Origin of the sequence: Sphingobium sp. OAS761, from assembly GCF_024168485.1 — a bacterium.
GTDB lineage: Bacteria > Pseudomonadota > Alphaproteobacteria > Sphingomonadales > Sphingomonadaceae > Sphingobium.
The window spans coordinates 100286-122744 of the sequence record NZ_JALJVY010000008.1 but is presented as its reverse complement, the minus strand read 5'-3'; the positions used below and the strand labels follow the sequence as shown (position 1 = coordinate 122744).

The 22459-nt window shown below is 64.9% G+C and carries 15 protein-coding genes and 1 tRNA gene; 8 read left to right on the top strand and 8 right to left on the bottom strand.

Annotated elements, in window-relative coordinates; genetic code table 11:
* Window positions 1–74: 74 nt before the first annotated feature.
* Window positions 75–2879 carry a DUF3857 domain-containing protein gene (locus tag J3E64_RS12280; protein ID WP_253343256.1) on the bottom strand — a complete coding sequence of 935 codons (2805 nt, stop codon included), beginning with the start codon at window positions 2877–2879 and terminating at the stop codon, window positions 75–77.
* A 64-nt stretch (window positions 2880–2943) separates the two neighbouring features.
* Window positions 2944–4923 carry a S9 family peptidase gene (locus J3E64_RS12275; protein ID WP_253343253.1) on the bottom strand — a complete coding sequence of 660 codons (1980 nt, stop codon included), beginning with the start codon at window positions 4921–4923 and terminating at the stop codon, window positions 2944–2946.
* 149 nt (window positions 4924–5072) lie between these two features.
* Here J3E64_RS12275 and J3E64_RS12270 point away from each other — a divergent pair, with 149 nt between their 5' ends.
* Complete coding sequence (locus tag J3E64_RS12270) at window positions 5073–6755, top strand: M28 family peptidase (RefSeq protein WP_253343252.1); 1683 nt, start codon at window positions 5073–5075, stop codon at window positions 6753–6755.
* Between the two features lie 11 nt (window positions 6756–6766).
* On the opposite strand, the gene J3E64_RS12265 is transcribed toward J3E64_RS12270, so the two are convergent.
* Window positions 6767–7219, bottom strand: a complete 453-nt coding sequence (locus J3E64_RS12265) for a DUF6265 family protein (RefSeq protein WP_253343249.1) — start codon at window positions 7217–7219, stop codon at window positions 6767–6769.
* A gap of 98 nt (window positions 7220–7317) precedes the next feature.
* Between J3E64_RS12265 and J3E64_RS12260 the strand changes: the two genes are divergently transcribed.
* From J3E64_RS12260 to J3E64_RS12250, 3 genes are read left to right on the top strand one after another with little or no spacing between them, the layout of a single operon-like run.
* Window positions 7318–8304 carry an agmatine deiminase family protein gene (locus J3E64_RS12260; protein ID WP_253343247.1) on the top strand — a complete coding sequence of 329 codons (987 nt, stop codon included), beginning with the start codon at window positions 7318–7320 and terminating at the stop codon, window positions 8302–8304.
* Window positions 8305–8320: 16 nt separating this feature from the next.
* Window positions 8321–9172 carry an N-carbamoylputrescine amidase gene (aguB, locus tag J3E64_RS12255; protein WP_253343245.1) on the top strand — a complete coding sequence of 284 codons (852 nt, stop codon included), beginning with the start codon at window positions 8321–8323 and terminating at the stop codon, window positions 9170–9172.
* Between the two features lie 21 nt (window positions 9173–9193).
* The gene (locus J3E64_RS12250; RefSeq protein WP_253343243.1) at window positions 9194–9487 is read left to right on the top strand and encodes a putative quinol monooxygenase; all 294 of its coding nucleotides are present in this window, start codon (window positions 9194–9196) and stop codon (window positions 9485–9487) included.
* Here the strand turns inward: J3E64_RS12250 and J3E64_RS12245 are convergent.
* Window positions 9474–10130, bottom strand: coding sequence for a uracil-DNA glycosylase (locus J3E64_RS12245; protein ID WP_253343241.1), 657 nt, complete (start codon window positions 10128–10130; stop codon window positions 9474–9476). The two genes, J3E64_RS12250 and J3E64_RS12245, sit on opposite strands and share 14 nt — an antisense overlap.
* 23 nt (window positions 10131–10153) lie before the next feature.
* On the opposite strand from J3E64_RS12245, the gene folK reads away from it, so the two are divergent.
* The 4 genes from folK to J3E64_RS12225 all read left to right on the top strand — a co-directional run bounded on the left by folK (window position 10154) and on the right by J3E64_RS12225 (window position 15678).
* Window positions 10154–10663 (top strand): 2-amino-4-hydroxy-6-hydroxymethyldihydropteridine diphosphokinase, encoded by a 510-nt coding sequence (gene folK / locus J3E64_RS12240; RefSeq protein WP_253343239.1) that lies wholly within the window; start codon window positions 10154–10156, stop codon window positions 10661–10663.
* 43 nt (window positions 10664–10706) lie between these two features.
* Window positions 10707–10782 (top strand) — tRNA-Lys (locus J3E64_RS12235).
* Between the two features lie 240 nt (window positions 10783–11022).
* Window positions 11023–15042: a calcium-binding protein gene (locus tag J3E64_RS12230; RefSeq protein WP_253343237.1), complete on the top strand. Its 4020-nt coding sequence runs from the start codon at window positions 11023–11025 to the stop codon at window positions 15040–15042.
* A 66-nt stretch (window positions 15043–15108) separates the two neighbouring features.
* A complete protein-coding gene (locus tag J3E64_RS12225; protein WP_253343235.1) occupies window positions 15109–15678 on the top strand; it encodes an NUDIX hydrolase in 570 nt (189 codons plus the stop codon).
* Here the strand turns inward: J3E64_RS12225 and glgX are convergent.
* The 4 genes from glgX to glgB are packed head-to-tail and all read right to left on the bottom strand — an operon-like array spanning window position 15617 to window position 22441.
* Complete coding sequence (gene glgX, locus J3E64_RS12220; protein WP_253343233.1) at window positions 15617–17536, bottom strand: glycogen debranching protein GlgX; 1920 nt, start codon at window positions 17534–17536, stop codon at window positions 15617–15619. The two genes, J3E64_RS12225 and glgX, sit on opposite strands and share 62 nt — an antisense overlap.
* Window positions 17533–18981: a glycogen synthase GlgA gene (glgA, locus tag J3E64_RS12215; protein ID WP_253343231.1), complete on the bottom strand. Its 1449-nt coding sequence runs from the start codon at window positions 18979–18981 to the stop codon at window positions 17533–17535. Before glgA ends, glgX begins: the two co-directional genes overlap by 4 nt.
* Before the next feature lie 7 nt (window positions 18982–18988).
* Complete coding sequence (gene glgC, locus J3E64_RS12210) at window positions 18989–20248, bottom strand: glucose-1-phosphate adenylyltransferase (protein ID WP_253343229.1); 1260 nt, start codon at window positions 20246–20248, stop codon at window positions 18989–18991.
* Between the two features lie 33 nt (window positions 20249–20281).
* On the bottom strand, window positions 20282–22441 hold the full coding sequence (gene glgB, locus J3E64_RS12205) for a 1,4-alpha-glucan branching protein GlgB (RefSeq protein ID WP_253343227.1): 2160 nt from the start codon (window positions 22439–22441) through the stop codon (window positions 20282–20284).
* Window positions 22442–22459: the final 18 nt, after the last annotated feature.

Genomic DNA, 22459 nt, shown 5'->3' with positions numbered 1-22459 from the left:
CATGTTGCATTCGACCTGTACAACCCATGAGCCACGCGAGCGTTGCCATGGCACCGCACACGTAACGACTTTCTTCAGGGCTTGATGCCGAACCGTGCGAAATCGGCGTCGACATGCGGGTCGATCCGCCGCGCAACCGCCAGATCGACATCACCGTCCGCCACGCGGCCGAGCCGGCGCAAGACGATGCCGCGCATGAACCGGCTGCGCTCCTGGCCCGGTGCCTGGGTGATCACCGCATCCAGGTCGCGCAGCGCATCCTCCGGACGGCCCATGCGAAACCAGACCATTGCCCGGCTGTCCAGCGCGGCGACCGAGGATTGACTGAGTTCGATCGCGCGGGTGCAGTCCTGCGGCGCACTGTCCAGCGCGATCTTGCGCGTCGCCTTTATCCAGCAGCGTTCGTTGAGCAACATCGCCATCCCCGGCTTTTCCGCGATATGCGCATCGAGCAGCGCGACCGCCTGCGACGCGTCGCCATAGGTGCCGAGCAGGCTGGACTTGAGCGAGCGATAACCGTCCCGGGTTTCGCCGCCGATCGCGATCCGCTGATCCACCATCGCCATGGCTTCTTCCAGCTTGCCGCCTTCGGCGAGATAGGTCGCCACGGCGCCGATCGCGGCCAAGGACGACGGATCGAGCTGGCGCGCGGTCCGGGCGTCGGCCAGCGCGCCGGGCAGGTCGCCCAGCTTGAAGCGCCAGTCGGCACGCAGGAGGTACAGCCCGGTGTCCGGTTCGATCGTCATCGCCTTGTCGATATCGGCCAGCGCGTTCCGCCGGTCGCCCACGGCCCAGCGGAAAATCGCCCGGCTGCTGTAACCGTGGACTTCGTCGGGCGTAAGGGCGATGGCTCCGGCAAAGGCTTCCTCGATCCGCCGGACCTGCGGCCAGGCGGCCAGGTCCTTGGGCGACACGTCCCAATGGTAGAGCGGCGTCACCGGCGCAACCAGCCGGGGCGCAAGCGCTTCGGCCGTCGCCAGCCGGTCGCGCTCGTCGGGGACCTGCGCAGCGGGAATTTCCACACCGGTCGCATCGGCCCTTTCCTCCACCTCCAGCATGCCGTCCTGCAACGTCACATGACGGCGCAGGTCGAAGCCGGCCACCTTGCGCGCGACGTCCTGCTCCCCTTCCAGCGCATAGCCCTTGCCGCCATCGGGCAGTTTCAGCCGGAGATGGTAGCGCATTCCCGACGGCGGCGGCGTCGCGACCGGAATGTCGAGCCATGCCGGGCGAGCGCGATCCGGCGCGAAGCTGATGCCGTCGAGCGCCTTGCCCACGGCGCGCCGGTAACGATTGTCATTCCGGTACCAGGGCGTCGTGGTAACGCCCCGCGCCCGCAACGTGACGGTGGCGGACGCGCTGTCCTGCGTGACGCCAAGATTGCTGAACTGCGACGTGCCGATCTGGCTGGCGAATACCTGGCGGATCATGTCGTCGCGCTGCTTGGCATCCATCCGGTCGAGCGCCAGATTGATCATCACCGCCGCCTGCCCGCGCATGACCGCCACGGCATCGAACACGCTCGGCAGCTTCACGCTGCCGCTTTCATCCGCGTCGACCGAAAGGTCGACCAGAGCCCGGGCGTTGGCATGGGGTTCAATGCGCATCGGGTCTGCCCCGGCCATGCGCAGCGGCAGCACGGTTCCGAACGGGGGGGCGTCGTCCAGATCCTCGACCCGGTCGCCGCTTCCCGTGCCGTCGAGCCAGAGCGGACGGCCGGCCGTCACCACGCGCACGAAAACATGGTCGAAGGCCGCGACGCTGGGCAGCCGCTGGGCGACGAAATCGCCCATCCGGGCGCTGGCGAGCACGGGTTCGGCCTCTATCCCCAAGCCGCGCAGAAGAGCGAGCAGCAGCAGCGTCTTCGCCTTGCAGTCGCCATAGCGCAGCGTCCATGTCTGCGCCGGGGTCTGGGGCACATAATTGCCGCCGTTCATTCCCACGGCGAGGTAGCGCACATGGTCCTGCACCAGGCGGAGCGCGGCGGCGATCCGGCCACGGTCGCCGCCGGGCATGGCCTTCAGCTTCGCCAGTTCGGCGGCCAACGGGGCGTCCGGGGCGATCAGCCCGTCGGTCGCATATAAGGGCGCCATGGTCCGCGACACATCGTTCCACGACGCGAAGGTCGACAATTCGAACAGCGGCGGATGGCGATAGCGCAGCGGCGCGTCGTCAGGCATTTCGGGTTGCTTGGCGAGCGGAAGGATGAGGTTGAGTTCGCTCAGCCCGCCGCGGGTCACGACCTTCGGCGCGTCCCCGGTCGCCTGCATCTTCCACGAAACCGCCGCCGCCTTGGGCCACTGGACCCGCAGGCGACCCGAACCGATCCGCAGCGGCGCGGCGAACAGCGGAGTCACCGTCTGCACATGGCCCGCAAGCGCGTCGTCCTTCATCGTGGTGCTATAGCGGATACGGAGAATGTCGCCGACCTGCACGCCTTCCACCGCCATCGTCGCGGTCAGGATGCCGGTGATTTCGCGGGCTTCCAGATTCTCCTCGCGGCGCAGCACGGAAAAGGTCTTGCCGCCCGCCAGCAGATCGATGACCTGATCGCCGCGTATCAGCACAAGCTGGTGGATGATGAGGTCGCCCTTGTCGGGTGCCCACGGCAGGGTCAGCGAGGAAAGCTGCGCCAGCGCCTCGGCCGATCCGGCGCGGGTCGCGACATCGACATACTCCCACGACCGGCCATCCTCGATCCGCTGCTGCCCGTCGAACAGCAGCATCGCGGGCGGTTCGCCCTGGAAGGAAGAGAGCGGCGGCACGGCGGCAAGCTCCACCCAGGCCGGCGCCGGCTGGTAAAGCGGCGTTTCGCCTGCCCATGCGGGCGCCGCCATCGCAATCAAGGCCGTTGCCGCAAGCCAGCCAGATCGTGTCATATATGGTCCCCCCCTCAGGCCATCCCGCATCACGCCGCAACATGCGCGTGCTGAAGGATGACGATCAATCCTGTTTGCCCGCCTTGAGCAGGAAATCGGCACTTTTTTGCAGCATGTCGGCCCTGGCGTCGCTGTCGACCAGACTATGCTCCAGACCGTCATAAACGACGAGCTCGCTGCGTTTCCCCGCTCCCGTCAACTTACCCTGCATGATTCTAGATTGCGTGATGTCGACATTATTGTCGTCCGTCCCGTGGAACATGAGGACGGGCGCCAGAAATGCCGCCGCGTGACTGGATGGTGAAGCCTCGTCCGCTTCCGGCCCTGTGCCCATGCGCTGCTGTTGCACGAAGTAATCGGCATAATATTGACGGCGCCGGATCCGGTCGGCGAAATCCGTGACGGGCGCGATGGCGACAACGGCCTTGAACAGAGACGGGTCGATCACCTGGACCTGAAGCGCGGCATAGCCGCCATAGGACCAGCCCGCGATGGTCAAACGGGCGGGGTCAGCAATACCCTCCGCCACCAGCCAGCGACCGGCGTCGGCAACATCGCCGATGGCCGTGCGCCATGAACGATAGCCGTTCTTCATCAACCATTGATCGCCAAAGCCAGCCGATCCGCGGAATTGCGGCTGGATTACGGCGAAGCCGCGCGCGGCGTAATATTGCACCATCCAGTCGAAGCCCCATTCATCGCGGGATTCCGGCCCGCCATGGGGCATTACGATGGCCGGTAGCCCCTTGGCATTTTCCTTGCCAGGGGGGAGTGTCAGATAAGCCGGGATCATGGTGCCGTCGCCCGCCCGGTAGCTGACGGAGCGCATGGGCGCGAGCACCCTGTCCGACAATTCGGGGCGGTCGGGCATGATCGGCGACAATTTGCGCGAGGTGCGGTCGAACAGATAATATTGGCCGGGATCGACATCGCTGCCCGCCCAGACAAGGATACGCTGGCCATCGCGACTCACATCGCCGATGTGCACGGCCTTGCCGCCGAGTGCCTTGCCGAGCGATTTGACGAGCGCCGATATCTGATCGTCGAAATAGACGGCTTCGCCATGTTCGACCGTGTAGCCCGCGCCCACCACACGCCGTTCCCGGCCCACACGGATCAGGTTGGAGACATCGACCTGCGGATGGGCAAAAACCGTCGTCTTCTGAAGCGACGGGTCGAGTGTCACCGTGACCAACGCCTGTCGTCCGTCGATCTTCTCCAGTCCGTAAGCCACGTTCTTCTGCGGATCTACCGCCAGCGGATAGAATCCCGTATCGTCGCGCATGTCATAGATGGAGAGATCGTCCCAGCCATTCTTTCCCTGCGGCCGGTAAAGGAACTTGATTGTGCCGCGGGCGTAGCCGGTGCCTTTATTTTCCTGCAAACCCATCACCCTGACGGTGCCGCGACCATCGGAGATATAGCTGATCGCAAGTGGCGCGGGCGTCTCTATCCGCTTGGTCGATCCGCTGGCAGTATCGATGCGATCGACGCCTAACCCCTGAAGCTTCTTTTCGACCAGGCTTCCGATCTTCGCTTCGGGTACGTAGGATCGGGTCATCAGGATGACGCCATCCTCGTCTGGCAGGAGATCGACGACAGTGCCGCCGCGAAAGTCATAGCTAAGCGCATTCTGGCCATGCCTCTGGCTGAGCAGCTTCGTATTGCCGCCCGCAGCGTCAACCGCGAAGATGCTACTGAAACTGTATACTTCATCGCCATAGCGCTGCGTTCCGACAATCTGGCATGCAAGACGGTCGTTCGACACCCAGCCGCAATTATTCAGATGCTCCGGATCGCCGCTGGTGGTCGCCACAACCTTCAGCGAGGCGCCCTCTTTCGCTTCAAGGACATAGACGCGGGTCGATCGACCGGCGCTCGAAGCAATCAGGGCGATCTTCTCGCCGCTGGGCGAGATGCTGACCGACTGCACCGTTTCGCGCGCGCCGAATGCCTTGGCCAGCGCATCCGGCTGCGTCTGCGCATATGTGTTCGAAGCCAAGGCAACCGCGAGCGCGGTGGCCGCCGTCATGGTGCGAATCATTATTCATTTCCCCCATAGCCTTGATCAGGCACATCTTTTTTCTGGCTACTTCAGCTTGTGCGGCCTGACAACGACCTTGCTTGCCCTTGTCCCGTTCGCCGCGCGGTGGCATCAGTTGGACATTCGATAAACAAAGGGCGAGGTCTCCCATGCGCACTTCCATCGCGGCGATTGCCGCTGTCCTGGCCCTTTCGGCCTGCACCACCCCATCCGACACGCCGCCGGCCAGCGCGTCGGCCACGCCGGCGCCCGCAGAAGCGGCGCCGTCGATCGACACGATGCAGCGGCTGGTCAGGGAATTGTCGTCCGACGCCTATGAAGGCCGCGCCCCCGGCACCCCCGGCGAGGAAAAGACGCTGGCCCTGCTGGCATCGGAATTCGGCAAGCTGGGGCTGAAACCCGGCAACAAGGGAAGCTGGTTCCAGGACGTGCCGCTGGTGGAGATCACCGCCAAGAACGTGTCGCCGCTGACCTTCACCGGGGGCAAGGCGAGCGTCAGCGCCGCCTATGGTCCCGAAATGGTCGTCGGCACCTATCGCACCACGCAGCCGCACATCGCCGTGAAGGACAGCCCGGTCGTGTTCGTCGGCTATGGCATCAACGCGCCCGAAAAGGGCTGGAACGACTATGCCGGGCTGGACGTCAAGGGCAAGACCGTGATCATATTGGTCAACGACCCGGACTATGAGACCGAGGGGCTGACCGGCACGTTCAACGGCCGGGCGATGACCTATTACGGCCGCTGGACGTATAAATATGAGGAAGCGGCGCGGCAGGGTGCGGCCGCGGCGATCATCGTCCACGACACGGTGCCGGCCGCCTATGGCTGGAACGTCGTGCAGTCGAGCTGGACCGGGGCGCAGCATGTCGCCGACAGCGCGAACGGCAATGCCGACCAGTCCGCCGCGATCGGATGGATCCAGAAAGACAAGGCGCAGGCCCTGTTCGCCAGCGCCGGGCTGGACCTGGCCGCGCAGATGGCGGCTGCGAAGAAGCCGGGTTTCAAGGCGGTGCCGCTGACCGGCGTCAAGGCCAATGTCTCGTTCGACAACGAATTGCGCAAGCATAGTTCGAAGAATGTCGTCGCCCTGCTGCCCGGCAAGACGCGGCCCGACGAATATGTGCTCTACAGCGCGCACTGGGACCATCTGGGCCATTGCGAGGCGGCGCCGGACGGCGACGACATCTGCAACGGCGCGGTCGACAACGCCACCGGCACCGCGGCGCTGGTCGCGCTGGCGCAGGCCAATGTCGCGGCCGGGCCGACCGACCGCAGCCAGGTGTTCCTGGCGGTGACGGCCGAGGAATCGGGCCTGCTGGGTTCCGCCTATTATGGCGACCATCCGGTCTTTCCGCTGGCCAAGACAGTCGGCGGCGTCAACATGGACGCGCTGAGCGTCGCGGGCCTGGCCAGGAATGTGGTGGTCATCGGCAAGGGCAAGTCGCAACTGGACGCCTATCTGGACCGTGCGCTGGCAGCGCAGGGGCGCGTGGCGACGCTGGAGCCGACGCCGGAAAAGGGCTTTTACTACCGGTCGGACCATTTCAGCTTCGCCAAGCACGGCCTGCCGATGCTCTATTTCGAAGGCGGCGAGGATCTGGTGAACGGCGGCACGGCGGCCGGCCGGGCGGCGTCAGAGGATTATACCCGGAACCGCTATCACGGCCCGAAGGACGAATATGATCCCAACTGGGACTGGAGCGGCGTCGCGGCGGACCTGAAGCTTTATTATGATGTGGGGCGTGCTCTGGCCGACACGACCGACTGGCCCAACTGGGTGGACGGCGACGAATTCCGCGCCATCCGCGACAAGGACCGGGCGGGCCAGTAACCGGGACGGACCTATTCCCCGGCGGGGGAATAGGTCCAGCCCTGCGCGCCGCTGCCGTCCATCTTCGCGGTTTCGGCCATCAGCAGCCGTCCCTCGCGCCAGTAGCGGATACGCTGGGGATAATCATGGTCGGGATTGGCGAAGCTTATGTCCCGCACCCCCTGTTCCAGCAGCGGAAAGACCGTTTCCTGGCCGCCTTCCGGGACGGCGTGCAGGCTCAGCGATCCGTCGGCCGCGCGGACGATGCGCAATATTTCCCAGGATCGCTGAATTTCACCGCGCCCCGACCGCCCGATGCCGATCATCGTCCCGCCGCGCGGCAGGGTCCACACCTCTTCGTCCCAGCGATCACCCCGTTCGTGTATCCATTCGCCGGTCAGCCAGTCCGGCAGGTCGGCAGCGCAGGCCCGCGCCGGGCCGAGCAGGATCAGCCCCGCGGCGATAATGGAAACTGTCCTGTGCATCGGTCGAGCCCTCTGTCCTTGTCCGGTCCCGCCCGCTATGGAGCGCGCATCATCCCCCTATCATGGACCGGCCGGCGCGCCGGGCAAGGACAAATGCCATGACTTTCCGCATGCCCGCCGAATGGGCACCGCATGAATGGACCTGGATCGGCTTTCCGACCAACCCGGAAGAATGGCCCGGCGCTTTCGACGGCGCCCGGCGGCAGATTGCCGACTTCGCCAGCGCCTTGCATGCCGATGGCAAGGGCGAGGCGGTCCGGCTGGTCGTCGCGACGCGGGAGGATGCCGACGCCGCGCGCGTGCTGGCCGCGCCGGGCGTGGAGATCGTGATCCAGACGCTGGGCGACGTCTGGCTGCGCGACACGGCGCCGATCGCGGTGCTGAACGGCATGGGCGAGCGTGCGCTGGTGGATTTCGGCTTCAACGGCTGGGGCGGCAAGTACAGGATGCCGGGCGACGAGGATATCGGCGCGCGGCTGGCCGCGACGACCGGCCTGCCTACCGCATCGCAGAACTGGGTGTTCGAGGGCGGCGCCGTGGATACCGACGGCACCGGCCTGTTCGTCACCACCCGGCAATGCCTGCTGAACCCCAATCGCAATCCGGACCTGGATCGTGGCAAGATAGAGACGCTGCTGGCGGGCGCGCTGGGCCTGTCGGACATGCTGTGGCTGGGCGACGGGTTGCTGAACGACCATACCGACGGGCATGTCGACAATCTCGCCCGCTTCGTGGCGCCGGGCCTGCTGGCGCTGCCGCTCGCCACCACGGACGACGACCCCAATGCCGCCGTCTACGCGGACGCGCGCGCGCGGGCGCGGGCACACGGGGTGGAGGTGGTGGACATCCCCTCCCCCGGCCTGGTCGTCGTGGAGGGCGAACCGATCCCGGCAAGCTACATGAATTTCTATGTCGGCAACGCCGCCGTCATCGTGCCCGTCTATGGCCGCCCGAACGACCAGTCCGCGCTGGATGCGTTGCGCCCATTCTTTCCGGGCCGGGAGATTGTCGGACTGCGCAGCGATGCCATATTGTCGGGTGGCGGCAGCTTTCATTGTTGCAGCCAGCAGATGCCCTTGGCCTGAAATGACGGAAACAGTGATGACGAAAGTGACGGTCGCCGCCCTGCAACTCGCCTTTTCGGACGACATGGCGGACAATATCGCCATGGTCGCCGCCCATGTGCGCAAGGCCGCCATGCGCGGCGCCAAGATCATCCTGCCGCCCGAACTGTTCGAAGGCCCCTATTTCTGCCGCGTCGAGGACGAGGCGCTGTTCGCCGGCGCCCGGCCGACCGACGAACATGCCGCGGTGCAGGAGATGCGCAAGCTGGCAAAGGAACTGGGCGTCTATATCCCCACCAGCTATTTCGAGCGTGACGGGCAGCATTATTACAACTCGCTCGCGATGATCGACGATACAGGCGAGATCATGGGCGTCTATCGCAAGAGCCATATTCCCGACGGGCCAGGCTATGAGGAAAAATATTATTTCCGTCCCGGCAACAGCGGCTTCAAGGTCTGGAAGACGAAATACGGCACCATCGGCGTCGGCATATGCTGGGACCAATGGTATCCCGAAACCGCGCGCTGCATGGCGCTGATGGGCGCGGAGATGCTGTTCTACCCGACCGCGATCGGTTCCGAACCCTATGATGCGGAACTCGACACCAGCCGCATGTGGCGGCGCGCGATGATCGGCCATGCGGTCAGCAACTGCATGCCGGTGATCGCCGCCAACCGCATCGGCGAGGAAGAGGAAGGCCAGACATTCTACGGCCACAGCTTCATCAGCGACGAATGGGGCGACTTCGCCGCCGAGGCGAACGCGAGGGACAGCGGCGCGCTGGTCGCCACGCTGGACCTGGAACGGGCACGCATCCATCGCGCGGGCATGGGCTTTTTCCGCGACCGCCGGCCCGACCTCTATGGTCGGATCGTGCAGGACATATAGAAGAGCAGAGGGAGCAGGACGATGAGCGTCGCACGCCATTACATGATGACCGCCCGCGAAGGGATGGACGCCACGCTGGAAACGGCGCTGCGCACGCTGGCCGATGCGGTCCGCGCGCTGCCCGGCTGCGACGGCGTCGAACTGCTGCGCGACATCGGCAACGAACGGCGCTTCGTCTTCATCGAACGGTGGACAAGCGTGGAGGCCCACAAGGCCGCCGGGCCGCAACTGGACAAGGCGGTCATCGCCCCGATGATGGCGGCGATCGACGGGCCGCCCGACGGATGCTACCTCGACAGCCTCACGCTCGGCTGAGCTCCAGCGCACGGGCGAAGACCGCTTCGAACATGGCGGCAGTCAGGCGCCCGGTGTTGGTGTTGTACCGCGAGCAATGATAGCTGTCGATCAGCATCCGCCCGTCGGGCATCCGGTGTTCGGCGAGATGCGCGAAGCGCGCCTTGGGCAGTTTGCCGCCCAATATCTTCACCGCCGACTGGTGCGCGATCTGGCCCAGCGCGATGAAGGTGCGGGCGTTGGGCAGTGCCGCCACGCCATCCGCCAGAAACGGGCGGCAGGCACGGATTTCGTCGGGCTGCGGCTTGTTCTGCGGCGGCAGGCATTTGACCGAATTGAGGATGATGATGTCGCGCAAGGTCAGGCCGTCGTCGGCGCGCGCGTCATATTGACCTTCGGACAGGCCGAATTTTGCCAGCGTCGCGAACAGCAAGTCGCCGGCATAATCGCCCGTGAACGGCCGCCCGGTGCGGTTGGCGCCATGCTTTCCGGGCGCGAGGCCGACGATCGCGATGCGCGCCGCCGGGTCGCCGAAGGCGGGCACCGGCGCGTTCCACCAGTCAGGGAATTCCGCGCGGCAGGCATGGCGATAGTCCACCAGGCGCGGGCAGCGCGGGCAATCGCGCGGAGGTTCGGTGGCGGGCAAGGGGCTGGTCACGGTCATCCCGGGCAGATAGGCGCCAAGTCATGATGCAGGCAAGCGCGCACCTCTATCTTCTGGCGCTGGGATCGAACCGGCCGCTGTCGGCGGCGCGCACGCCCGCCCGCCTGATCGCCGAAGCGGCGGCACTGATCGGCGCGCGGGCAAGGATTGTCGCGCAGGCGCCGGTTTTCGACACGGCGCCGGTCGGTCCGTCTTCGCGGCGCTTCGCCAACAGCGCGCTGCTGGTCGAAAGCCCCCTGCCCCCGCCCGCGATGCTGGCGCTTTGCCAGGCGATCGAGACGGGGCTGGGACGGCGGCGCTACAGGCGCTGGGGCGCGCGCAGCATGGATATCGACATCATCCTGTGGTCGGGCGGGCGCTGGCGCGGTGCCGGGCTGACCGTCCCCCATCCCGCCTTTCGCACGCGGCCGTTCGTGCTGGCGCCGGCCCACGCGATCCATCCGCACGGGCGCGACCCCGAAACGGGCCTGCGGATCACGCATTTGCGCGCGCGTGCCGCAAAAGCGCGCGCCAAGGTCACGACAAGAGGTTGACCATGCGGCCCGCCCTCTTTAGGGGGTCCGGCACCGTCTGGATGGGTCCATAGCTCAGTCGGTAGAGCAACTGACTTTTAATCAGTAGGTCGCTGGTTCGAGCCCAGCTGGACTCACCATCTTTGCCGCCCCGCACAGCCGCCTGACAAAGCCCCCTTCAGGGCTGCGGCATCAATGCGGCTCAGCCCGGCGCGACAATGGCACGGATCATCGCTGCACCCCGACGGGTAAATATAACAGTGGCTACACGAAATAGCCGACCCTACAGTTCCGACAGGGATGAATTCGCATAGATCGAAGAATTAAGGTTGCTCACCCTGCACTTTATTCTGATCGCAATGCCGGAAAGGACAATTGCCGTGGACAGTTCGACTTGGACGGATGCCGAGGCGCTTCGCTACATCGCGTCCTATGCTGACCTGCGGATCGGGTTGGGTGCCGACCCGCAGAAGGGCCGGGACCATTATGCGCGCTATGGCGAGGCTGAAGGCCGCACCATCCGCTTCGACGCGTTGGCCTATACCGCATCCTATGGCGACCTGATCACCACGTTCCGCACCGACGAGGCGGCGGCCGCACGCCATTTCATCCAATATGGCGCGAGCGAAGGGCGCTCCATAAGCTTCGACGCGCTGCGCTATACCGCGACCTATGGCGACCTGATCGTCGCATTCGGCACCGACGCCGCCGCAGCGACGCGCCACTTCATCACCTACGGTTCGGGCGAGGGACGGAAGACCAGTTTCGATGCTGTCGCCTATCTGCTCAGCAACGGGGATCTGGGTGCACGGGGGCTGGGCGCGGAGGGCGCGCTCGCCCACTGGGTCGCGCAGGGATTTTCCGAAGGAAGGGCAGGCGACAACCTCTTCGGCCGCGAACAGACCGATCATACCCTGGCCGTTGGCAAAGAAGTTTTCGGCGCCATCGACCGGACTGGCGATCGCGACTGGTATGCGGTCGCACTGAATGCGGGGCAGGACATCCGTTTCGACATCCTGCTTGCCGGAGCCAGCCGCGCCCGCCTGGACATCTATGACCAGGCCGGGCACCGCCTGACCAGCTTCGTGTCGGGCGACGGCACCATGCCTTTCACCGTCGCCACGAGCGGCACCTATTATCTGGGCATCACGGGCGACACACCCGCTTCCTTTTCGTTACAGGCTACCAGCCTCAATATCGTCCCGGGCACCGACGCGAGCGAACGGCTTGAAGGCACGAGCGGCGACGACCTCCTGCGCGGCCTTGCCGGGGATGACCGGATGTTTGGCGGCCCGGGCAACGACATATTAGAGGGCGGCGCTGGCGTCGACATCATGAATGGCGGGCCGGGCGACGACGTGTTGTTCGGCAACACCGCGGCAAATAACGGCACGGATGGGTTGGACATCCTTCGCGACAATGCAGGCGGTAACGACAAGCTGTACGGTGAGGCGGGCGACGACTTGATCGAAGTGTACCGGGGAACCGCGCCGCCGCCCAGCAATATCGTCATGGATGGCGGCAGCGGCAACGACAGCCTGATATTCGAAGCGATCGGTCGCCACGTCGATACGCTCACCGTTCGCGGCGGCACGGGTGGCGATACGATATTGATAGGGGGCGTGGCGTCGAGCAACGTCGACGGTGGCAGCGGTAACGACAGTGTCACGATCGACATGTCAGGCGGCCGCCATAGAGTCACACTGGGTAGCGGGGCGGACACAGTGAGGCTGGCGCCGGGAGAAGCCGGACAGCCCACCGCCGGCACGCTGGCGATCCAGGATTTCGATGTCGGTACGGATCGGATCGAACTGATCCAGTTTCTGGTGAACAGTTTGTCCGGGTGGGATTTCGGCGACAACCCGTTCAGCGCCGGCTATCTGCGTGTGGTCCAGTCCGGAGCCGACACATTGTTGGAGATGGATCGTGACGGGAGCGGCAATTCCAACGGGTTTGCAACACTGATCACTTTCCGGAATGTGGCCGCATCGTCCCTCACCACCGACAATATCGGCCTCGATCCGGCAGGAATAGAGGGCAATTACAGCTATTACGGCTACACAAATATTTACTCGGGCGAGGGGGTATCGGAATGGCTGCCGGGCGGCACCGGTGCCAACTTCATCGACGGCGGGGGCGGCAACGACTTCATTCAGGCCGGTCCTGGCGGAAATATTTTGTCGGGCGGGCGCGCAGGCGGTTCCGACACGCTGATGGGCAATGTCGGCGATGATATATTGAACGGCAGCGGCAACGTCGGACAGGGTTTTTATTATTGGGGCCCTGGCAGCGACCTGCTGGTCGACCGTTTCGGCGGCGATGACCAACTTCTCGGCGGCGGGGGCAATGACGAACTTTATGTCGCGCGGTCGGGCGACATGGCGCCCAGCACGATCCTGCTCGATGGCAAATCAGGACGCGATGTCATCATATTCGATGCGCAGAACCGCTATCTGGACAGTGTGACCGTGCGCGGGAGCGAAGACTGGGTCTATGTCGGTTCCGTGTTGCGTGCCGACATCCAACTGGGCGCCGGAAACGAAGTTGTGATCGTCGATCCACGCAGCCGCTATCAGACCATCACCCTGGGCGGTGGCGGTGACAAGGTTGTGCTCCAGCGCACTTATGCCCCATTCGAACCCGGCACGCTGATCGAATTGCCTGATTTCAGCAAATCGAGTGATTACATCTATATCCGGGACTATCTACGCGACGTCCTGATCGGCTGGGATGGCGTTACCAACCCGTTCACGGCCGGCTATCTGTCGCTGCGCGATGGCCTCTACATCGACCCGGACGCCGCGGGCAGCGCATGGCAGCCGCATTTGCTGCTGAGCGGACACTTGCCCCAGGCGCGCTTCGACGTGGGCGATACCTCGCTCACCAATTTCGACCAAAGCATGATCGGTAACTGGTCGTTCAGCGGTGGCCAGGACAGCATTCAGCTCTTTGCCATGGAGGACGGCACCGTCCTGACGGTCGGAAATATCCGTAACCATGCCGCTTTCGGCGAAGCGCTCGACATAACGTCTAACCGGCCCGTAATAACCGGCACCGGCGATGCCGACACACTGAATGGCACTTCAGAGGCGGAAATATTGCTTGGCCTGACGGGCGATGACCGGATGGCCGGCGGCGGCGGCGATGACATCTATGTGGTTGATGCAACGGGTGACATCGTGATCGAGAATCCCGACGCCGGCAACGACACGATCTATACCCGGTTGCTGAACTACGCGCTGCCGGACAATATCGAAAATCTGACCATCGAAGCACCCGATACCGAACAGGTCGGCGCGATGATCCATGCCACCGGCAATGCGATGGATAACATCATCATAGCGAAAGGCTGGGGCGCCGTTATCGACGGCGGCGCCGGCGCGGACCTGATGGTCGGTTATTATGGCGACGACACCTATTATGTCGACAATGTCGGCGACGTAATCGACGACGTCGAAGGTTCCGACACCGTATATACCAGTATCAATGGCTATATGCTGCCCAACAGCATGGAAAATCTGATCGCCCTTTCCAATGATGGGCAGGAACTGATCGGCAATCCTTATAATAATCGGCTGATCGGCGGCGCCGGTGACGATATATTGACCGATGACGCCGGCAACGACTGGCTTGATGGCGGCGCGGGCGCGGACATCATGTCCGGCGGACGCAACAATGACACCTATATTATCGACAATGTTGGCGATCGCGTGATCGAGATCGCGAGTGGTGGCAATGACGATGCGATCATGACGGCATTCTCCTCCTTCACGCTCGGCGACTATATCGAAAATCTTACGGGCACGTCAGCCACCGGCCAGACGCTGACCGGCAACAGCCTGCACAACCGGATAGCCGCAAATTTTGGCGCGGACATTCTGCGTGGCGAAGAGGGTAATGACTTTCTGACCGGCGGCCCGGGAGCGGACCAGCTATTTGGAGACAGCGGCAACGATCGATTGGAGGGCAATGCCGATGCCGACATGCTTTACGGCGGGCTTGGGGACGACGAATTGAAAGGCGGGGACGGCGCGGATCTGCTGGACGGTGGCCTCGGCAAGGACAAGATGACCGGCGGGGCGGGTGCGGATATTTTCCGTTTCAGCTCGGCGATCGGGTCCGGTAACATTGATGCCATCGCCGACTTTTCGCAGGCGGATGACAGCATCGCCTTGTCAGCGTCGATCTTCACGCAGGTAGGCGCGATCGGCGCACTCGACCCAGCGGCCTTCCACGCGGGATCGGTGGCGCTCGATGCGCAGGACCGCATCCTCTTCAATCAGGTCGAGAGCAGGCTCTATTACGACGCCGACGGCAACGGTACGATAGCCCCGATCCTGTTCGCGACGTTCGATTATCCGGTCGTGCTGTCGGCGGATAATTTCCAGGTCGTCGCCTGAAGCGGATCGTTCGCGGGGCGCACGCCCCCCTTTCCCCCATCGCCGCCCTGCCCTAGGCTGGGCCGCATGACCGAGATACTGTCTACCCGCCCTGTCTATCGGGGCTGGCTCAATGTCGTCATGGCGCATGTCCGTGCGCCGGGCGGCGATATGTTCGAACGGCATGTCGTGGAGATGCGCCCGGCGATCGCGGTCCTGCCCTATGACGCGGAGCGCAGGGTAGCGCTGACCGTGTCGATGCCCCGCGCGCCGGTGACGCTGGCGGGATTGCCGGACATGATGGAAGCGATCGCGGGCCTGATCGACGAGACGGCCGAAAGCTGTGCCCGGCGCGAGGCATTGGAGGAAGCGGGCGTGCGGCTCGACGCGCTGGCCCATATCGGCCAGATCTGGAGCATCCCCAGCGTCGTTACCGAAAAGATCGACTATTTCCTGGCCGAATATCGCGCCGACGACAGGATCGAGGATGGCGGCGGTCATCCCGACGAGCAGGAGAATATCACCGTCCACGAACTGTCGCTGGACATGCTGTGGACGATGATGGCGCGCAAGGAGATCGCCGACGGGAAGCTGGCTATCCTGCTGATGGCGCTGCGGCTGCGGCGGCCGGACCTGTTCGGCGTGCCGGTGGAATGACCGACAGGCTGCGCGCCGCCACCGTGACGGTTTCGTCCGGCAGATGGAAGGCGCAGGCGTCGTCCTCGCCGTTGATGCACAGGGCGAGCCCGCTGCCGCGATAGCGCAGGACAAGGCGGCGACGGCCCGGCTCTTCCCACCGGGCGGCCGTCATGCCCTGCCCCGCCTCGTCCAGCCATTCGACATCGGCATCGGTCAGCATCGCCGTGCCGCGCAGGTCGGCCTGGTGGGCGCGCAGGGCCGCCAGCGCGAAGGCATGGGCTTCCACCTCAAGGTCGCGCCCGTCCCAGTCGACCCAGCTGATGGCATTGTCCTGCGCATAGGCATTGTTGTTGCCATGCTGGGTCCGGCCGAATTCGTCGCCGGCGGTCAGCATGATCGCCCCGCGCGAACAGAAAAGGGTGGACAGCAAAGCCATGACGTCGCGACGGCGCGCGGCCTGCACCGCCGGATCGTCGCAGGCCCCCTCGACGCCATGGTTCCAGCTGAAATTTTCGCCATGGCCGTCGCGATTATCCTCGCCATTGGCTTCGTTGTGGCGCCGGGCATAACAGGTCAGGTCGCCCAGGGTGAACCCGTCATGGGCGGCGAGGAAATTGACGCTGCGCGTCCTGTCGGCGCCGAAAATATCCGACGATCCGGCAAGGCGCGTGGCGAAGGCGCCCAGCATCCCCGCGTCGCCACGCCAGAAACGGCGCATGTCATCGCGGTAGCGGTCGTTCCATTCGAGCCAGCCCGGCCCGAAACGGCCAAGTTGATAGCCGCCCGGGCCGATGTCCCACGGTTCCGCGATCAGGATGCGGTCGCCAAGCACCGGGTCGCTTCGCATCGCGTCCAGCAGGGGAGCCCCGGGATCGAAGCCACCATCGAGGCGGCCGAGCGCCGGGCCGAGATCGAAGCGGAAGCCGTCAATTCCGGCCTGAGCCACGAAATGGCGGAGGGAGGCGAGGATCATGTCACGCACCGGCGGCCGGTTGCAGGCGATGCTGTTGCCGGTTCCCGTGTCGTTGATCAGCCGCCCGTCAGGTTCGTGCCGGAAATAGCCGCGGGCATCCAGCCCGCGCAAGGAAAGGATAGGCCCCAGCGCGTCGCTTTCGCCGTCGTGATTATAGACCATGTCCAATATCACGCCGATCCCCGCATCATGCAGCGCGGCGACGCTGTCGCGCAGTTCCGCCATGCCGCCGGGGGCCAGCCGCGGGTCGAGCGCGAACCAGTTGACGGGATTGTACCCCCAATAGTTGCTCAGGCCGAGCGGCCCGAGATGCCGTTCGTCGATCCAGGCATTGACCGGCATCAGTTCTATGGCCGAGACGTGAAGCCTGCGCAGATGATCGATGACGGCCGGATGCGCCAGCGCGGCGATTGTCCCGCGCTGTTCGGCCGGCACGTCGGGATGGCGCATGGTGAAACCGCGCGTATGGAGTTCGTAGATCAGTCCGCCTTCCGTCAGACGGGCGGGCTGCGGCGGAACAGGCGGCAACGGCCTTTCCACAACGCCCTTTGGCATGAGGGTCGCGGTGTCGCCCCCCTTCCCGCGCGGCGCGGCCAGCACGGCATCATAGGCGAAGGCACGGTCGATCGCGGTGGCATAGGGGTCCAGCAGCAGCTTTTCGGGATCGAACCAGAGCGCGGCGGCCGGATCATAGGGACCGTCCGCCCGAAGGCCGTAGCGCGCGCCGGCGCGCAGGCCCGGCACGTCGCTATGCCAGACACCGTCCCGCGCGCGCATGGGGAGCCGGGTTTCGCGGTCATCACCATCGAACAGGCAGAGCCACAGCCCGGCGGCATCGGGAGCATGGACGCTGAATGTCACGCCGGATGCCGTAATACGGGGCGAGCCCGGCCTGTCGGTCACGCCGGGTCGGCCAGCAACGCGCGGTAAAGCGCCGCATAGCGCCCGGCGCTGCGCGTCCAGGAGAAATCCGCGCGCATCGCCGCGCGCTGCATCCCCTGCCAAAGCCCCCGGTCGGCGTGCAGCGCGATGGCGCGGCCGATCGCCCCGTGCAAGGCGAGCGGATCGTCGGGCGCGAACATGAGGCCGGTCGCGCCTCCGGCGGCGAGCGCGGCTTCATTGGCGTCGATCACCGTGTCGGCCAGGCCGCCTACCCGCGCCACCACCGGCACACAGCCATAACGCAGTGCATAAAGCTGGGTCAGGCCGCACGGTTCGAAGCGCGAGGGGATGAGGATGGCGTCCCCGCCCGCCTGCATCAGGTGCGAGAGTATCTCGTCATAGCCGATACGCACCCCGACTCGTCCGCGATGCCTGTCCGCCGCCGCCAGAAAGGCGCCTTCCAGCGCATGATCGCCCGACCCCAGCACGGCCAGTCGGCCGCCGAGCCCGACCAGATGATCGATGGCGTCGGCCATCAGGTCCATGCCCTTTTGCCAGGTCAGGCGGCTGACGATGATGAAGATGGGGCCGTCGCCCCGGTCCAGTCCGAAATGCCGTTCCAGGACGCGGCGATTGTCCGCGCGCGCGCCGAGCGACCGGCCGCCATAGGCGCGCGGCACGAGCGGATCGGCCGACGGATCCCATATCGCGGTATCGATCCCGTTCAATATGCCGTGAAGCCGGTCGACTCGCCCGTTGATCAGGCCGTCCAGGCCCATGCCATGCAGCGGCGACCGGATTTCCTGCGCGTAGGTCGGGCTGACGGTGGTGATCGCATCGGCGGAAACCAGCCCTGCCTTGAGATAGCCGACACCGCCATAATATTCGACCCCGTCGACGCCCCACGCCTCCGCCGGCAACCCCAGCGCGGGGAATATCTCGGCGGCGTAACGCCCCTGGAAGGCGAGATTGTGGATCGTCACGACTTTCGGCACCGCCCGGGCCGGGCCGAAGCGCATATAGGCGGCGGTCAGGGACGCCTGCCAGTCGTGGCCATGCACGATGTCGGGGCGCCAGCCCTTGAGCGACCCTTCGGCCACATCCGCGCCGACGCGCGACAGGGCCGCAAAGCGGCGCCAATTGTCCGGCCAGTCGTTACCGCCCTGATCGCCATAGGGGCCGCCGTCTCGCGCGAAGAAGTCGGGCGCGTCGAGAACCAAAAGGTCGAGCCCGCCGACATGGGCAGCCAGCAGGGACGCGGCGGCACCGAACAGGTCGGAATAGCGCCGCACCGGCTTTGCCTTGCCCAGGCGCGCAAGGACAGCGGGATAGCCTGGCACGAGGGTGCGACTTTCGATGCCCTCTCCCGCCAGCGCACCCGGCAGCGCGCCGACCACGTCGGCCAGCCCGCCGGTCTTGACCAGCGGATAGATTTCGGAGGCGACCGACAGCAGCTTCATGGTCATGGAAGCATCAGGCGGAAAGCCGGTCGATCATGGGCTGCGTCACCAGGCAAATGCCGCTGTCGGTGCGACGGAAATGTTGTGCATCCTGATCCGGATTTTCCCCGATGATCAGGCCCGGCGGGATGATGATGCCCGAATCCACGACGCATTTGTGCAGGCGTGCGCCGCGCCCGATCTCGCAATTGGGCATGATCACGCTTTCCGTCACCGACGAGAAGCTGTGCGTGCGCACGCCCGAAAAGAGCAGGCTGCGATGGAGCGATGAGCCTGAGACGATGCATCCGCCAGCAACCAGCGAGGAGGTCGCCGACCCGCGCCGTCCGTCCTCATTATGGACGAACTTGGCAGGCGGCGTGACTTCCGAATAGGTCCAGAGCGGCCAGCTGCGGTCGTAGAGGTCGAGCGAAGGGACCACATCGGTCAGGTCGATATTGGCCTGCCAATAGGCGTCTATGGTTCCGACATCGCGCCAATAGGGCACGCGCTCGCTTTCGGCGCGGATGCAACTGTCGGAAAATCTGTGGGCCACCGCCTTTCCGTGCCGCACGATATAGGGGATGATGTCGCCTCCAAAATCCCGGCGACTGTCGCGATCGTCCGCATCGCGGCGCAACTGTTCGATCAGGAACCGGGTCTGAAAGACATAGATGCCCATGGAGGCGAGCGCCACGCCCGGCTGGCCGGGGATGGCCGGCGGGTCCTTGGGTTTTTCGACGAAGGCGGTGATCACGTCCTTTTCGTCAACATGCATCACGCCGAAGCCGCTCGCGTCGGCGCGCGGCACTTCCAGGCAGCCGACGGTCACGTCCGCGCCGCTGTCCACATGCTGCTGGAGCATGCGTTCATAATCCATCTTGTAAACATGATCGCCCGCCAGCAGGACCATATATTCGGGCGCATAGCTTTCGATGATGTCGATATTCTGGAATACGGCGTCGGCCGTCCCCTCGTACCACTGGCTTTCGGAAATGCGCTGGCTGGCGGGGAGGATGTCAAAACTTTCGTTGCGTTCGGTGCGAAAGAAGTTCCAGCCGCGCTGGAGATGCCGGATCAGCGAGTGCGCCTTGTACTGGGTGGCGACGCCGATCCTGCGGATGCCGCTGTTCAGCGCATTGGACAGGGCAAAATCGATGATGCGCGCCTTGCCGCCGAAATGCACGGCGGGCTTGGCCCGCCGGTCGGTCAGTTCGGCCAGACGGCTACCGCGCCCGCCGGCCAGGACATAAGCCATCGCGTCGCGCGCGATAGGCTGGTATTTGCTCTGCATTGCGACATCGTCTCCCTGGCGCGCCCGTTTGTATCAATAATCCAGTTCGAGCATCATGGTTGCCAGCGGCGGGATGGTGACACTGGCCCATCCTTCCTCATCCGCTTCGACGATGCCCATATTTCCCGCGCCGGAGCCGCCATAAACGGCCGCGTCGCTGTTCAATATCTCGCGCCACCGCCCGCCCGAAGGCAGGCGCAGGCGATATCCGTGGCGCAGCAACGGCGTGAAATGGCTGATCACCACGATTGGCCGCGTGCCGGGAGCGCGCCTGACCCAGACGAACACCGAATCCGCCTTCGCATCGACCAGCACCCATTCGAACCCTTCCGGCTCGCAATCGCGCGCGTGGAGCGCGGTGCGCGAGCGGTAGAGTCGGTTGAGATCGGCAACGAGCCGTTGCACGCCCTGATGCGGCGCATGATCGAGCAGCGGCCAGTCGAGCGCCTTGCCCTCATCCCATTCCGCCCGCTGCGCGAATTCCTGTCCCATGAACAGCAGCTTTTTGCCGGGATAGCCCCACATGAACCCGTAATAGGCGCGCAGGCTGGCGAATTTCTGCCAGTCGTCGCCCGCCATCTTGTGCAGCAGCGACGATTTGCCGTGCACCACCTCGTCATGACTGAGCGCAAGGACGAAATTTTCGTCAAAGGCGTAGAGCAGGCCGAAGGTGATGTCGTCATGATGATGGCACCGGTGCACCGGATCGCGCGCCAGATAGCGCAGCGTGTCGTGCATGAACCCCATATTCCATTTGAACCCGAACCCGAGCCCGCCACCGTCGACCGGGCGCGACACGCCGGGCCAGCTCGTCGATTCCTCCGCGATCGTCATGACGCCGGGATGGGTGCCGTAGAGCGCCCGGTTCATCTGCCGCAGAAAATCGACCGCCTCCTCATTTTCCCGTCCACCCCGGGCGTTTGGCACCCATTCGCCGGGCTGGCGCGAATAATCGAGATAGAGCATGGATGCGACCGCATCGACGCGCAGACCGTCGACATGATAGCGCTCCGCCCAGAACAACGCGTTGTTGAGCAGGAACTGCGCCACTTCCCGCCGCCCGAAATTGTAGATGGCGGTGTTCCAGTCGGGATGAAAGCCTTTGCGCGGGTCGGCATGTTCGTAGAGCGCGGTGCCGTCGAACCGGGCAAGACCATGTTCGTCGGTTGGGAAATGCGCGGGCACCCAGTCCAGCAGGACGCCCACGCCCGCCTTGTGCGCGCCGTCGACGAAGCGGGCGAACCCGGCAGGATCGCCGAAGCGCGCGGTCGGCGCATAAAGTCCGAGCGTCTGATAGCCCCAGCTCGGGTCATAGGGATATTCGCTGACCGGCAGGAATTCGATATGGGTGAACCCCATCCCCACCACATAGGGGATCAGCCGGTTTGCAAGGGCATCCCAGTCCAGAAACTGCCCATGATCGTCGCGCTGCCACGATCCGGCATGGACTTCGTAGATCGACACGGGCTGGCGCCGGGCATCGGCGCCCTGCCAGAAAGCGCGATGCCGTTCGTCCCCCCAGGCGTGATCGAGCGGCGCTGCGACGATCGAGGCCGTCGACGGTCGCAGTTCGGACCGGAAGGCGAAGGGATCGGACTTGAGCGGCAGCAGGGCGCCGTCCGCGCCGACAATCTCGAACTTGTAGGTGGCGCCGGCGCCGACCTCCGGCACGAAAATCTCCCAGACGCCGGCATCGGCGCGATGGCGCATCAGCCCGCGGCGCCCGTCCCAGCGGTTGAAGTCCCCGACCACCGCCACGCGCCGCGCATTGGGCGCCCAGAGCGCGAAATGCGTACCGGTTACACCGTCATGGGTGATGACATGCGCGCCCATCTTGTCGAACAGCCGGGCATGCGACCCCTGCGCGAAATAATGATCGTCCATGGGCCCCAGAACCGGGCCGAAGCCGTAGGGGTCGACCAGCGCATAATCGCTGCCGTCGGCATAGCGGGCGATGTAGCGCAGCGGCTGGCGTTTGCGCACCGATACCTTGCCATGGAACAGGCCATCGGAATGGACCCGTTCCAGGTCGCCTACCGCCTTGCCCGCCAGGGTCTGCGCGGTAACGCTGGACGCGTCGGGCATGAGGACGCAGGCCGTGAAGCCGGTACCCGCCGGATGCACGCCTAGCGTGGAGAAGGGATCGTCCTCGCGCCCCTGCACCAGCCGGTCGATCTGCTCCGGCGTCAGCATATCGCCTAACCTCGCTTC